The following is a 15420-nucleotide window of genomic DNA, read 5'->3' as shown; positions in this document are numbered from 1 at the left end:
GTATTTAAGATAATAATCAATAGATCGAATGCTGTTTAGGAGATGTCAATGACTCGTTATGAAGGAATGAAAATTAATGTTGATGGTATTTTTACCTCAACCCCGAAAAATGTCTATATGACGCTAGCGCAAAAAAATGGTTACTATATTCCAAGCTATCAACGTCCCTATGCTTGGGATGCTGATGCAAAAACTAATATGAGTGACCTGTTTAATAGCATCAAAGAAGGAATGTTCTCTGATGATTTATCTGCATTGGTGTTTTTTGGTGCGATTGTATTGGTTGAAGATAATAATGGTAACTTAGACATTGAACCATGTGACCCAAGATCCATGCCATCACAGGTATCTGTTGTGGTGGATGGTCAGCAGCGTCTAACAACATTTACATTAGTGGCAGCGAGACTATATCAGCGCTTACAGCAAATAAACAAAAAGTTAAAAGAAGATAAACGTTACTTTGAAAAGTTGGATGACGATACAGCGATCGATAAGACACGAATTTTAAGCATTTACAGTGATATCAGTGCCTGTATTGGCACAGCAGTGGGAGCAACAACGGATATTTGTCGTATAAGAATGATGGATAGTAGTCTTGAGGATAATCAATATGGATTTTATCCACGCATTATCCGCATGTATGACGATTGCTGGTCAACATCAAGTAGCAAAGCGCTTTATACATCAAGTGTTGCATCCTATTTGTTTCAGTTGCGTCCAACGGATCGCGGCTATGATGGTGCGTTGCGCGATTTGTTTAAAAGCATAGATGCCGAGATTAAAACTGCGATTCAATCAGATGAGATGATAAGCGCATTTACAGCAAATGATAGTCATTTATGTGCCTATTTAAAGGGTTTTGACTTGTTGGGTATTACCGATGCAAATAGTGGATTAAAAGGTGAAAAAGAGTCACTTTTAAAAGAAGCAGCAGCATTGTTGTATTTAACGGATTTTATTTTGTATCGTTGTGCTTTTACGGTAATTAGTGTGACTAAAAACTCTTATTCACATAATATTTTCCAAGCCTTAAACACAACGGGAGAGCCATTAAATGCCATTGATACTTTTAAGCCAGAGGTGATTCGCTATGTTGGGCATCAGGCATATCAGCATTCGACTGAATATCAATTAATTGAAGCAATTCAAGCATTATTAAATGACAAACCAAATAAGACCAAGCCTAAGTTGCTGGAGGCTTTCATCGCTGATTTTGGCTATATCTTCACAGGTGGTAATAGTAAAGTAAATAAGAGCTTAAAAGCGCAGCGTCAATTTTTAATTGAGCAATATCTTGCCATTGACCCAAGCGCCAGCGAGCAAAAAACGCAGTTTGTACAAACTATTCATGATCACTTGATGTTTAGCTATGCGTTTATCAATCACAAAAAGGTGGCAGATAACTTTGTCTATGATGGACTTCTAGCAAGCGATGCTTTGTTATTGAGCTTTTTAAAAGAGACTGAGTGGAATATCTTGCGCCCATTGTTGAGTGCCTTGAGATTGCATTCTATACATGACTTCAAAGAAGGGGTTAGATTGTTAAGTGCTTTTGTTATGCTTTCAAGGCTAAAAGCGCTCAATGCACCGATTAAAACAACAATGGATGGTTTTTGGCGTGAGTATATTGGTGATATCAGTGCAGCAACGCTCAAAATATATTTGCATAGAAAGGCAAAAGAAGATGGCTTAGATGATCAATTGTTATGGCAGCAGCGTGTTGCACAAAATGATATTCTTGGCGTAACTAAACTGCGAGTTTTCACTAAACTTGCAGTTTTAAGTAGTTTTGCCGATGAACAGTTACTGTGTCTTGAGGCATTTAACTTGTTGAAAATGGCAGATGAAAAAAGTACTACAACCTCAGGACATCGTTTTCAAATTACGGCGCTTGAGCAAAGAAGTAAAAATTTCCCTGATCGTTGGGGTAATGCCACCTTGATACCATTAGATATTAAATGGGTGCAGCAAGAACAGCTTTGGGAGGGCGAAGAAAACTATCAGAAGGTATTGCATCAGGTAGCAGAGGATGCTTGTTATCGTTCATACCTTAAGGGTGAAACTGCGTTCAGTGACAAAGGGGTTTTATTAGAGCAGAGTATTAAAAAGCATTTATTTGATAAGTTTGCTATGTACAAGCAAGCAAAACAACAGGCTCAAGATACAATTGAAACAGAACAACTGCAGGCAGACGTATGGCTCAATAATGTGTATAAGACATTTGCTGATATGTTGTGGATGAACACAACTCAAACGATGGTTGGAAATATAACTGAAGAAGTAGCATATGTTTGATAATGCACTTGCTCAGGTTAATACTAAACTAGGGCGTCTATTGTTTTTATTTAACAATATCCCATTGTCGCCACAGTGTATTAGTACAAGTGATTTGCATCGGAAAATGTGTGAGCATGGTGCGCAAATCACTAAAAAAACGTGCGAACGTGACCTTGAGTTTTTGCAGGACTTAGAGGCGTTGGTGATTAGCAAAAAAGGGCGGGCTAATTACTACTCATGGGATCATAATGCCAGCTTTCTAAATTTTTCACGTTTTTCGCAAGATGTGGCGTTGTACTTGTTGTTTGCGGATTCACACTTGCGCTATTTGACGCCTGTAAATGTAAATCAAAAAATCACCCCGGTTGTTGAGCATGCACATAAAACATTAATGAAAAGCAAATATCGAACCAGTCGCTCATGGATCGATAAGTTTACGATGACCTCTCGCAGTGCGGTTCTCAAAGCAGCTGCGATTAATGAGCAGGTTTTTGCTAAATTGACTGAGGCAATTTATCACGAACAGCGTGTGCGACTTGATTACATAAAGCGCGGCAAAACGCATATTGATCGTTATGAAGGAATGCCGTTAGGCTTATCAATTAAAGACCATGCGATGTATCTATGGCTACAAAAAGAAGATGATGATCCTAATAGCAGACGCTCTTTACATATGCAGCGCATTCAGCAAGTAGAAGTACTTGATGAGCCATTTATTTATCCTAAGGATTTTGACTTACACCGTGCAGTAGAAAAGAGCATTGAATATTTAACAGCGGAGCCTGAAAAAATTGTATTAAGAGCTTACCGCAATGAACGCTATGATACAGGACTTCACTTTGAAGAAAATAAACTCGCAGATGATCAGTTTATTACTCATCATCCAGACTACACTGAGATTAGCGCAACGTTAAAGATTAGTGGCGAATTTGTTTGGTGGGTGCTCGGATTTGGAGCGCATCTTGAGGTGGTTGAGCCTCAGGTATTACGTGAGCGTATTGCCAATCATTTAAAGCAAATGACGGCTAGATATTTTTAAATCTATTTCCCAATACAAAAACTACTAAATATCTCACCCAGAAGATCATCGGCGCTAAACTCACCAGTAATCAAAGAAAGCTGCTTTTGGGCGAGATTTAACTCTTCGGCTAATAGTTCACCATCTTTATGTATTAAGTGGCTAAATGCCATTTCCAGATGATCTTGTGCTTTTGTTAGGGCATTAATATGACGTTTTCTTGCAGTGAAAATGCCTTCAGTTGTCTGCTCATAGCCAATGGCTTTAAGCAGATAATCGCGTAATTTATTGATGCCAATATCATGCTTGGCAGAGATATATAGGTGATTATCATGATTCTCGCTGTTGTTATCAGTTAGATCGACTTTGTTGTAAATGTAAGTAATCGGGATATGTGATGGAATATGCGTGAAAAACTCAGGTGCAAGCTCGGTGATTTTTTTATCTTTGGTGTCGTTAATATCAGCAACTAATAGAATATGATCCGCTTTTTTAATTGCCTCTAGTGCGCGTCTGACACCTTCGGTTTCAATGACATCACTGCTAATTCTAAGTCCTGCTGTATCAATAATATGCACGGGAATGCCGTTGATTTGGATATATTCACGTAAGGTATCACGAGTGGTTCCTTCAATATCGGTAACAATTGCACTTTCCTTGCCGGCTAAGGCGTTTAATAGGCTTGATTTACCGGCATTTGGTTTGCCAGCGATGACGATCTCAACTCCCTCACGTAATAGTGCACCTTGTTTGGAGTTATGCAGCACTGAGTCAACATTCTGCCCAACTTGTAATAATTGTGTTTTGATATGCTCATCAGCTAAAAAGTCGATTTCTTCTTCAGGAAAATCAATCGCTGCTTCAACATGAATGCGTAAGTGAATTAAAGATTCAACTAAGGTGTCAATATGCTGAGAGAAATCTCCTTGTAATGATCGCATCGCTGACTTAGCTGCCTGTTCAGATGAAGCATCAATCATATCTGCAATCGCTTCTGCTTGGGCTAAATCAATTTTGTCATTAAGGTAAGCACGTTCAGTAAATTCACCGGGTTTGGCAAGGCGTGCACCGTGTTCAATAGCAGTTTGCAAAATAAGATTTAATACCACAGGACCGCCATGGGCTTGCAGCTCAACAACATCCTCGCCCGTATAGGAGTGAGGTGCTTTGAAATATAATGCAATGCCTTGATCTAATGTTTCATCATTGATGTCTTTAAATGGCAGAAAGTGAGCATGTCTTGCTTTAAGAGGCGTTTGTGTAATCTTATGCGCAATTGCGTAGGCGTCTTTGCCAGAAATGCGAATAATACCCACGCCACCCTTTCCAGGTGCTGTAGCGATTGCGGCAATTGTGTCAGAATTAATGGACATTTTCACGTTAAGTAAATAATACAAAATATGCGAGTTAGGATAACGGATTTTATATCCATCGGAAATAACTTAATTGAGCTAATGCATGTGATTATTGCAATTACTCAGTTTGGCGGAGACTATGATTTTACAAACACCCCGTCAGCCTACGGCTGCCACCCCTCTTGCAAAGAGGGGAATTAAAATCACCATCGCCCAATTCCCCTCTTTGCAAGAGGGGTGCCGAGCTTGCGAGGCGGGGTGTTGAAATAGAGGAAGTGCGTAACCTCACTCACTGTAGTTAAATTGTATAAGCTAAACAACCATGAACTATTTTCTGCAACTTGAGCGAAGTTAAAGGGTAGTACAGAAGCAGCAGATGGCTTCGACTAACGCTCAGCCAACGTATGTATTGCTATTATTGTCACTCACCTTCATAACTATTCTTCGGCTGTGCTCAGGGTGCGGCGAACAGTATTGGTTAAAAAATCAATCTGAGCTTTAGGCGTTGTTAATTTATTAAAGAGTTGACGGGCTTGAGTCAAATCAAATTCTGGGATTTGCTCAAAATACCAAGTAATGTGTTTGCGCGCAAAACGTACGCCCATGTAATCACCATAAAAGCAATGCATGGCTTTAACATGTTCAAGAATGGTGTTTAATTTTTGCGTGAAGCTAGGTGTTTGTTGATAGCTACCAGTGTGCAAAAAATCATTTATTTGCTGAAATAGCCAAGGATTGCCATGCGCGCCTCTGCCAATCATCAGTGCATCGGCTTGGGTATAATCAAGGACTTGTTTGGCTTTTTCAGGTGTGGTGATATCACCATTAGCAATGACGGGTATATTAATGCGCTGTTTAATTTGAGCAATGAGATCATATTCAGCATTTCCGGTATATTTCTAATCGCGCGTACGACCATGAATAGTAAGTGTTTGAATACCCGCATTCTCTGCAATCTGCGCAATCTTTAAGGCATTTTTATTATCCTTGCTCCAACCAGTACGAATCTTTAAGGTCACAGGGACATTGACTGCATTTACGACGGCACAGAGAATCTCATCGACTAACTGCTCATTTTGCATCAGTGCAGAGCCTGCTAATTTATTGCAGACTTTTTTAGCCGGACAGCCCATATTGATATCAATAATATCGGCACCTTTTTCAACGTTTAAAATCGCTGATTCAGCAAGCATATCAGGATCCCCGCCAGCGATTTGAATAATCTTGGGGGCGACCTCATCGCTATGATCAATACGGCGTTGTGTTTTGGTCGTTTCATATAGATGCTTGTGTGACCAAACCATTTCTGATACGACCCAACCGGCACCATGTGTTTTACACAGCTTACGAAAGGGTAAGTCAGTCACGCCTGCCATGGGTGCCAAAAATAAAATATTATCTGAGTGAAACTGACCGATTTTCATGCTTTTTTACGGCTTGCGAATGCCTGATATTAATGTCCATTCATCCTTGAAAGTGGGTTCATTTAATACAAAATAAGGTGAGAATGCTTTGATAATATCATCCACTTGCTCTTGTAAAATACCCGATAAAGCAAGCTTGCCATGCGGTTTAACAAAATCAGCAATAATTTCTTTAAGGTCAATTAAGATACCGGCAAGAATATTGGCAATTAAAATATCGGCTTTGACTGACTTAGGTGCTTCATCTGGTAGGAAAGCCGCGAAATTAGCATTAATGTCATTTTTCTCAGCATTAGCGTGGGTTGCTAAAATCGCTTGTGGATCATTGTCAATAGCAATGACGTCATGCGCGCCTAGTTTCTTGGCAGCAACTGCCAAAATGCCAGAGCCACAACCCAGATCGATTACATGATCTTTGGCAGTGACATGATGCTCAAGCCATTCAAGACACAAAGCAGTTGTTTGATGTGTCCCTGTACCAAAGGCAAGCCCTGGATCAAGGAGGATGTTGACTTGATCGTCACTATGGATTTCTGGTGTGCACCAACTTGGATAAATCCATAAGCGATGCCCAAATTGCATCGGTTTGAAATCGTCCATCCACGTGCGTGTCCAATCTTGATCAGCAAATTCACGTGTATGAATGTCGCCAATAATATTGAGCTTTAATGCGCTTTCATCAAGTGATGTGGTAATGTCAGATAGCTGATATTCTTCAGTAAAAAGTGCAACTAAAACCACTTCATCCCATAGCGGATTTTCGCCTGCTTTAGGTTCAAGAATTGGCTGATCTTTAGCATCTTGATAAGTAACAGAACAAGCGCCTTGTGCTAAAAGATAGTCTTCTAATGCTTCAAGATTAGTTTTAAGACAGGTAAGGGATAGTTCTTTCCACAACATGATTTTATGCTTTATCACGCTCTAGCATTTTTTCAAGATAGTGGATATTAGTACCACCATTTTGGAATTCGCGCTCAGCAAGAATTTTATGATGCAATGGAATATTTGTTTTAATGCCGCTGATAATCATTTCTTCAAGTGCACTTTGCATGCGCTGAATGGCGATATCACGTGTGCGTGCGTGAACGATTACTTTAGCAATCATTGAGTCATAATTAGGTGGCACGAAGTATTGAGAATAAATGTGTGAGTCAACACGCACACCAGGTCCACCTGGGGCGTGATAGATATCAATCTTGCCAGGGCAAGGCATCATTTTCTCAGGATCTTCAGCATTGATACGGCACTCAATTGCATGCCCCATGATCTTGATGTCTTCTTGTTTAAATGTTAGTGAACCACCTGAAGCAATGCGGATTTGCTCTTTGATTAAATCGATATTGGTGATTGACTCAGTCACTGGGTGTTCCACCTGAATACGTGTGTTCATCTCGATGAAGTAGAATTCACCATTCTCGTATAAGAACTCAAAAGTTCCAGCTCCGCGATATTTAAGCATCTTACAAGCATCAACACAGCGTTTGCCGATCTCAGCACGTTGCTCGTCAGTTAATCCTACAGCAGGCGCCTCTTCAATGACTTTTTGATGACGACGTTGTGTTGAGCAGTCGCGTTCAAATAAATGAATGGCATTGCCCTCACCGTCACCAAAGACTTGAATTTCAATATGACGCGGATTTTCAAGGAATTTCTCCATATAAACCATGTCATTATTAAACGCCATCTTTGCTTCAGCTTGTGTCATTTCGATAAATTTCAGTAAGTCTTCTTTTTTACGCACAACACGCATGCCACGACCGCCACCACCACCGGCAGCTTTGATCATAATTGGATAACCAATGCTATCAGCCATCGCTAGATTTTTTTGTGGCTCTTTGCTAATTGGACCATTGGAACCAGGTACACATGGCACACCTGCTTCTTTCATCGCTTTAATCGCGGCAACCTTATCCCCCATCACACGAATGCTTTCAGCGCGTGGACCAACAAAGATAAAGCCACTAGATTCTACGGCATCGGCAAAGTCAGCATTCTCTGATAAAAAGCCATAACCTGGGTGAATTGCATCAGCGCCAGACACTTCAGCGGCAGCGATAATTGCAGGAATATGCAAATAGCTATTTGTGGGGCTGGCAGGCCCAATACAAATGGTTTCATCAGCGAGTTTTACATGCATCAAATCGCGATCAACCGTTGAATGAACGGCAACGGTTTTAATGCCTAGTTCACGACATGCGCGAAGGATTCTAAGCGCGATTTCACCGCGATTTGCAATTAAGAGTTTTTTAATCATATCGAACCTGTTAAAAACTATTTTTGTGTCTATCAATAAGTGATTGGCTTAGCCAATGATGAAAAGTGGTTGATCGTATTCAACGGGGGAACCATCTTCCACAAGAATTTTAAGCACAGTACCAGAGTGATCAGCTTCGATTTGATTCATAATCTTCATTGCTTCAATAATACATAAGGTATCACCTGCTTTTACGGCTTGACCTTCAGTGACGAAAGAAGAAGCACCCGGTGAAGGCGATTGATAGAAAGTGCCAACCATCGGTGACTTAACCTGTTTGCCTTGTGGCAAGGTTTCAGCTGGTTTTGCAGCAGATGCAGCTTGTTGAGTTTGTGGTTCAAAAGTAGCAGTTTGTTGCGGCATAGCAGCAGGGGTATGATGAATAAATTGCTGTGGAGCCAAAGCATTCACAGGTTGAGGATGACTGCCAGTGATGCGAATGGAAGTTTCGCCTTCTTTGATTTCAATTTCGTTAACATTTGATTTTTCAATCAATGCGATCAGTTGTTCAATCTTTTGAATATCCATCTGTTTTAATTAACCTTTGTTTAAATTTAACTTTATGTTTAACTCATTCCAACCAGACATTGTTGCGGCAAATGATCAAAATGTCACGTGTTGTTTTCGCTTTTTAGGCGTGGGTTTTATCTAGATATTATCTTGTAAACCGTTATATGCAATTGTGTTGACAATAATCAATCGCCGCATGCATGGAAAGTTCATAGCTTTTAGCCCCCATACCGGAAACGATGCCGTAAGCAATGTCAGATAAGTAAGAATGATGGCGAAAAAGCTCGCGTTTATCGGGGTTCGATAAATGTGTTTCAATAAAAGGGATGTTGATGGCAAGGAGTGCATCACGGATGGCGACACTAGTATGTGTGTAAGCTGCTGGGTTAATGATAATAAAGTCATAATTGCCTTGAGCTTGCTGCAATTGATCAACAATCGCGCCTTCATGGTTTGACTGAAAACAGCTGCAATGCATTTTTTTTGACTCAGCAAGCTCAATAAGCTTGTTATTTACATTGTCTAATGTTGCAGTGCCGTAAATATCCGTCTCGCGTTGACCTAGTAAGTTTAAATTAGGTCCATGGATAACCAATATTTTTGCCATTTATTCGCTCTCCTTAATTAAATTAATTGCATCAACCTGATGGATTTCCTGTGTATCAATGCAGTAAGCCGTTAATTTGCCACCCCAAACACAACCTGTATCAATTGCAATGCAGCGTGGATTATTGCTCACACCATTAAGTGCTGCCCAGTGACCAAACACAAGTGTGTATTTGGCATCAATTTTGGCATTAGGAATATTAAACCATGCATCAAGATGATCAGGTTTGTTCTTAAGTTCACCTTTAAAAGAAAAGTCCAAACGACCATCCTGATCACATAAACGCATGCGTGTGAAGTAGTTAGCAATGCAGCGCCAACGGTTAACTGCTTCTAAGTCATCTTGCCAAAAATTAGGCTCATTACCAAATAGGTTGCTCATAAAAAGCTGAAAGCACATATCGGTTTGTAATACAAATTCAAGCTCAAGCCCCAAGCGTTTGGCTTTTTTAAGTGACCAGATTGGTGGGATACCGGCATGAGTAATGATGTGTTTTTTATGGCTGTAAAGAAAATGTTGTTGACGCAACCATTGGAGTAATTCGCTTTTATCATCCGCTTCTAGAATGCGGTTAAGTGTGTCTTTTTTAGCAGTTGGTAAATAACCATAGGCAATGGCAAGAAGATATAAATCATGATTGCCTAAAACCACTTTGGCAGATTTGCCTAAAGATTTAATAAAGCGCAGCACTTCGAGCGATTGCGGCCCGCGATTAACAACGTCACCGGCAAAAATAAGCTTGTCATCGTTAGGATTAAACTGAATTTTATCAATTAATTGCATCAATTCGGTATAGCAACCTTGAACATCACCAATCACATAACTCGCCATTTATAGTGCTCCTATATGGTTACTTAGCTTAACAAAGTCAGCAACGCTTAGATTTTCAGGGCGAAGTGTTAAATCAACGGGTAAGTTCTCTAGTTCACCTGAGGGCACAAGCGCCTTGAGATTGTTGCGCAAAGTCTTGCGACGCATCTGAAAAGCTTGTTTAACGACCTTGGCAAAAAGCATGTAATCATTAGCAATAAATGGTAGTTCATTATATGGAGTTAAGCGCAGAATGCGCGATTCGACTTTTGGTTTAGGGTGAAATGCAGTTGCCGGAACAGTGAATAACGCTTCACATTTGAAGTGATATTGCAGCATGACACTTAAGCGACCATAGTTCTTCTCGGATGGAGTGGCAGCAACACGATCAACCATTTCTTTTTGTAGCATAAAATGCATATCTTTAAAAAGCGGTGCGTATTTGATTAAATGAAAAAGAATCGGTGAGGAGATATTATAAGGCAAGTTACCAATGAGCTTTATTTTTTCGCCATGATAAAAGTCATTAAAGTTAACGGTGAGTACATCTTGTTGGCAAATGTTAAGTTTGCCGTACATCGCGCAAGCAGCTTTTAATGGTAGGATCACATCTTCATCAAATTCGATCACTTGGATAGCTTTGGTGATTTTAAGAATATGGCGTGTCAATGCGCCAAGACCAGGGCCAATCTCAATAACATCATCATCTGCTTTTATTCCAGATTGATGGATGATATTGGCAATAATGTTTTCATCTTGTAAAAAATTTTGCCCTAAAGACTTTTTGGCTTTATGCATTTAATGTCTCTTATTTTTATTTTTTATGCCTCAGGCAAATTTAAATTTTGATCAACAATCTCTACATAGGCGCTATCACGCAATGATAACATCCAAGTTTTTAAGGCTTGTTGTGCGTTCTCGTTAAATAACGCCATCATTGCTTGCTCTTTTTGATAATTAGCGGTGTCATCTTCTTTGCGCTTTGCAAGCACCTCAATGATTTGCCAACCATTGTTTACCTTAAAAGGTGCGCTTACTTTCTTTAGTTTAGCGGCTTTAATCGCTTGTGCTAGTGCTGGCGGTTGAGTGTTTAAGCTAATCCAGCCCATGTCGCCACCATTATCGGCATTATCAAGCGCATCAGAGTTTGCCTTGGCAAGGTCGCTAAATGACTGGTGATTGTCAAGGGCGGTTAAAATACGCATTAATTTGGCTTTAGCATCATTGTCAGTCATCACAGGGGACGTATTGATCACGATTTGTTGAACATGATATTGCTCAACAAAGTGTTTGGCACTATCCGGTGTTTTGCTGTCAGCGAGCTCAATAATTTGAACACTGCCATTAGCAATAAATGGGGTGCTAATTTGTCCATTTTGTAGCGTTTCAACTTCATTTTGGTAAATGCTTGGCAGTTGGTTAAGTGTCTTCCAATCAAGCGAACCACCACTACTTGCATTACCTGCTTGTGAGTACTTTTTGGCAGCATCAGCAAAGGTGGTTTTCTTGTCTTTAATCGATTGGATAATCTCTTTTGCTTGGGCTATGACTTTTTGTTGATCTTCAGTCGTTGGGTTCTCAGGTAAAGATAAAACGATATTGTTAACTAAGTACTCAGTCTGATTATCACTGAAGTGCTTTTTAATATACTTATCAACTTCTGTTGGTGAGATATAAACCTTACCTGCCACGGCACGCTGCTGTAGTTTGTTAATAATGAGTTGATCTTTGACCGTTTGATAATAGGTGCTGTAGTCTAATTTTGAGGATTTAAGTTTTTCTTTGAGCTGTGCCAATGTAATGCCATTTTGTGCGGTTACTTCGGCGATTGAGTTATTGACTTCATCATCGCTAACCGTGATCCCTTGACGTTTTGCCATTTGTAGGGCAATGGTTTGATTGATCAATTGCTGCAAGACTTGGCGTTGCAGCGTTAGATTGTCTGGAATTTGCGCATTGGGATTGCTATCAAGTTGTGCTTTGGTTTTGGCAACTTCGATATTTAATTGTTCTAAGGTGATCGCCTGATCATTAACGATGGCAACAATCTCGTTGATTAAATGTTTGCCTTTGATGGTGGTGTTTTGCGCATGTGTGACGCCCGGTTTTTGTAGCAAGGCAGGAGGTGTGTTAGCAAGTGCCAAAGAGCTAAGAGCAAGTGTGCTGGCAAAAGCCATGAATTTAGTGCGTAAGTGCATGAAAAAATCAACTAAAGCTTAGTAATGCCTAGCATTATATACACATAGTTATACCCATCACAAACCATTTTACACTATTTCTGCTATTGAATTTTTAGCACTTTTGAGCGATCGAATTTTGTTAATAGTCCTAGCTATTATCTGCACTTCAATCGCTCAAAATCATCAAAAACTTCTTCAGCATTAAGCATCGCAAAATGATTTACGATGGGTATAGGTGTTGAATAGTCTTTCTCAGCGTTAGTTAAAACCACCGTTTGGTGTATAGCCTGGAATCATGGTTAGACGCTCATCAAGCGAGCTTTCACTACTGCCGCCTAATCCTTTTAATTCAAACTGAACAATAAAGGCATTGGTCAATGGTCCTGTGATGTTGGTTGGGTTGTTAGGGTCGCTTGATGAGTTAACATAGCGTTGTGCCAAGAAACGCACCGCCCAGCTGCAAGCATCGTATTGAATGCCGGCAAACATATTTGTCGTATGTCTTGAGTTAAATGCGTAACTCCAAAGACCGGTGACTGACCAATGTGGTGTTAAGCGCCATATGCTTGAAACAGTCACTTGTGATAATGGATCAGGTAAGTTGCCTGCCTGAATTTCTGCAGGCGTTAATGCGGCGTAGTTATTTTTGATGTTTTGATATGCCACATTAAAGATGTGGCTATTATCAGGCATATATTGGACTTGATAAGTCTGTGAGTCGACATTATTGTTGATCGGGTTGTAAGTGCCTGAGGTCATTAATTGCCAATGTGGCAAAAAGCGATAATTAAAAAATGCCGCAATATCAGAAGTGAAGCTGTCGTGGAAAGGTACATACGAGTTCGCGCAATTAGCGTTTGTGCCAGAACACAACGATACTTTGCGATTCGCAAAGTAGAGAATCTGCCCGATGCCGGCGCTCAATACATTCATACCGGTGTCTTGGTCATTGACCGAAGTCTCAAGTGCGTAAGAGATTTGATTGGCATTGTTAATGCGATCAATTCCAGTAAAGATATTGTTTTGGAATAAAGATGCGTAACTGAAGTTACTTATAGATGTGTCAAACAATGGGATATTGCTTTGGTTTTGATACGGAATGTATGTGTAAAATAGTCGTGGTTCTAGCGTTTGTGTGTAGTTATGATCATTGAAACTAAATTTGCGATCAAAATATAAGCCGGTGTCAATGTTAATAATTGGCAAACTTCTTATGATATTCTGCTCAGGATATTGATTCTGACTGAAGTTAGTAGTGCTTGTTGAAGTTACTGCGCTTCTATTTTGCAAAGTATATGCAGTTTCAGATAGCGTCAGTGATGGCGTAAAAAAGCCCCAGCTTTTCTGAAAAGGGAAGCTTACTTTCGGCGCGCTATAATAACGTTGACCTTCAACTTGTGATACGCCATTTAAGCTCGGTTTAGTAAAGTAGGTGAACTGATTGTCCCAGTTGAAATCCATGTGTGGTAGGAGCCCTGGGTAAGTTGCATTGGCGTTGATTTGAGGCAAAGTTGAATAAGGTCGGTTCGCCAGATACATCGTATCATCAATGACATCGTATGATTGCACAGTTGTATTGAAATTCCAGTGTGGATCGTTGTAACTAACCGAGGCTTGACGATCAAGTAAAGTTTGTGTTGAAAGACCAATATTGTCACTATCAAAGTCATTGTAGAAATCTTTGTCACCAATGTATTGGTAGTTGATATAGCTTGACCAGTTTCTGCCATATTGACCATTGTCAGTAAAAGAGAGAGCTTTGCGATCCGTGTTATTGCGTCTGTCATGCGGCATATATTGCACATCAAGATTGCCGCTTTGTGTTTCAGTTAGATAACGGAAGTTACCATCTAGTAAGATTCCGCGATGATTGTAAATGGTTGGTGTTAATAACAAGTCATAATTAGGCGCCATATTCCAATAAAAAGGAGTGGATAAATAATAACCAGAATTGCTATTGTAGCCTGCCGTTGGATATAAAAAACCGGTGCGTCGGCGGTTATCAATCGGAAAAGTCATATATGGCCAATATAAAATAGGCACATCCTTAACATAAAATAATGTGTTATAAGCGGTTCCTAAGCCGGATTCTCGATCAAGGTCAATCGTCGTGGCGCTTAACATCCAGTCATTGCCGTAGGGATTATCTGTGGCATAGGTTGCTTTTTTTAGCGTGTAATCCGTTTTGCTCTTTTGAATGATCTGCTTGGCATGACCATGAGCGTAACCTGTGAAGTTATTGGCTTTGTTGCCGATTTCATCAGAGGTTAGATTCGCCATTGATCCACCAGGCTTTTGGCGTACTCGAATTAAATAGTAAGTGTCATCAAGTGTTGCTGTGTTAGTGCTGATATTAGCTTGTCCTTGTGAGCCAATCGCCAGCTGCCCAGGTTGACTCAAGTTAACGTTACCGGTTAAGTCAATCTGATCGATTTTTTTGTCTTTGTTTTGTTTTAAAACAGCCTTGTCAGCAGCAAGGTATTGATTACCTTTGTTAACCTCAACTGCACCTTCTGCAGTAATAGTCCCGCTTCGGGCATATTGATACTGTTGGGCATTGATTTTGGCTTCATCAGAGGGGTTTTTGTTAATCGGTGTCTGATAATAGTAACCGCCACAAATATTATTTGGATTGTTTGTGGGAACCCAGCCTAAGGCATCAGCAATAATTTGCTTCTTTTCTTTAGGTAACACGCCTTTTTTAAATAAGTCGGCATTATTGTTATTAACTTCAATACATTTCCACGCATCACCGTCGGCGCTACATTGCCAAGCTTTCTGCAAAGGATTTTCAACGGTGATTTTACTAAGTCCAATACCAGGGATGGCGCAAAGCATTGCCAAGGGCAAAATTTTTCGGTGTAAATTTGTAAATTTGTTCATTGAATAAATATTATCCTTTTGCCTATTTGCTAGGAATTCTAGGTTTCATCAAACCAAAACTACTGCTATTCTATCGCGTTGTTGTTAGATTTCTAGGAAAAA

Annotated in this window: 11 protein-coding genes and 1 pseudogene; 2 read left to right on the top strand and 10 right to left on the bottom strand. The window is 40.0% G+C overall.

The window, feature by feature from the left end; genetic code table 11:
• Window positions 1–48 precede the first annotated feature (48 nt).
• A complete protein-coding gene (locus ACZ5V8_RS09980) occupies window positions 49–2295 on the top strand; it encodes a DUF262 domain-containing protein (RefSeq protein ID WP_464217654.1) in 2247 nt (748 codons plus the stop codon).
• Window positions 2288–3316 (top strand): helix-turn-helix transcriptional regulator, encoded by a 1029-nt coding sequence (locus ACZ5V8_RS09975; protein WP_464217653.1) that lies wholly within the window; start codon window positions 2288–2290, stop codon window positions 3314–3316. The genes ACZ5V8_RS09980 and ACZ5V8_RS09975 overlap by 8 nt, the downstream gene beginning before the upstream one ends.
• 2 nt (window positions 3317–3318) lie before the next feature.
• Here the strand turns inward: ACZ5V8_RS09975 and mnmE are convergent, their stop codons facing one another.
• From mnmE to ACZ5V8_RS09925, 10 genes and pseudogenes are all read right to left on the bottom strand, one after another.
• Window positions 3319–4668 carry a tRNA uridine-5-carboxymethylaminomethyl(34) synthesis GTPase MnmE gene (gene mnmE / locus ACZ5V8_RS09970; protein ID WP_464217652.1) on the bottom strand — a complete coding sequence of 450 codons (1350 nt, stop codon included), beginning with the start codon at window positions 4666–4668 and terminating at the stop codon, window positions 3319–3321.
• Between the two features lie 419 nt (window positions 4669–5087).
• Window positions 5088–6026 (bottom strand): annotated as a pseudogene (gene dusB, locus ACZ5V8_RS09965) (tRNA dihydrouridine synthase DusB).
• 54 nt (window positions 6027–6080) lie between these two features.
• Window positions 6081–6974 (bottom strand): 50S ribosomal protein L11 methyltransferase, encoded by an 894-nt coding sequence (prmA, locus tag ACZ5V8_RS09960; RefSeq protein ID WP_464217651.1) that lies wholly within the window; start codon window positions 6972–6974, stop codon window positions 6081–6083.
• 4 nt (window positions 6975–6978) lie between these two features.
• Window positions 6979–8328, bottom strand: coding sequence for an acetyl-CoA carboxylase biotin carboxylase subunit (gene accC, locus ACZ5V8_RS09955; RefSeq protein WP_464217650.1), 1350 nt, complete (start codon window positions 8326–8328; stop codon window positions 6979–6981).
• 48 nt (window positions 8329–8376) lie between these two features.
• Window positions 8377–8856: an acetyl-CoA carboxylase biotin carboxyl carrier protein gene (gene accB, locus ACZ5V8_RS09950; RefSeq protein ID WP_464217649.1), complete on the bottom strand. Its 480-nt coding sequence runs from the start codon at window positions 8854–8856 to the stop codon at window positions 8377–8379.
• Window positions 8857–8998: 142 nt separating this feature from the next.
• Window positions 8999–9445 carry a type II 3-dehydroquinate dehydratase gene (aroQ, locus tag ACZ5V8_RS09945; RefSeq protein ID WP_440617218.1) on the bottom strand — a complete coding sequence of 149 codons (447 nt, stop codon included), beginning with the start codon at window positions 9443–9445 and terminating at the stop codon, window positions 8999–9001.
• On the bottom strand, window positions 9446–10276 hold the full coding sequence (locus ACZ5V8_RS09940) for a symmetrical bis(5'-nucleosyl)-tetraphosphatase (protein ID WP_440617217.1): 831 nt from the start codon (window positions 10274–10276) through the stop codon (window positions 9446–9448). It lies immediately after the preceding gene.
• Window positions 10277–11053, bottom strand: coding sequence for a 16S rRNA (adenine(1518)-N(6)/adenine(1519)-N(6))-dimethyltransferase RsmA (gene rsmA / locus ACZ5V8_RS09935; protein ID WP_464217648.1), 777 nt, complete (start codon window positions 11051–11053; stop codon window positions 10277–10279).
• Between the two features lie 23 nt (window positions 11054–11076).
• The gene (locus ACZ5V8_RS09930; protein ID WP_464217647.1) at window positions 11077–12432 is read right to left on the bottom strand and encodes a peptidylprolyl isomerase; all 1356 of its coding nucleotides are present in this window, start codon (window positions 12430–12432) and stop codon (window positions 11077–11079) included.
• A 261-nt stretch (window positions 12433–12693) separates the two neighbouring features.
• A complete protein-coding gene (locus ACZ5V8_RS09925) occupies window positions 12694–15318 on the bottom strand; it encodes an LPS-assembly protein LptD (RefSeq protein ID WP_440617213.1) in 2625 nt (874 codons plus the stop codon).
• Between the last annotated feature and the right edge of the window lie 102 nt (window positions 15319–15420).

This window comes from Cysteiniphilum sp. GTC20157 (assembly GCF_055396795.1).
This window is presented reverse-complemented; position numbering and strand designations above follow the sequence as displayed.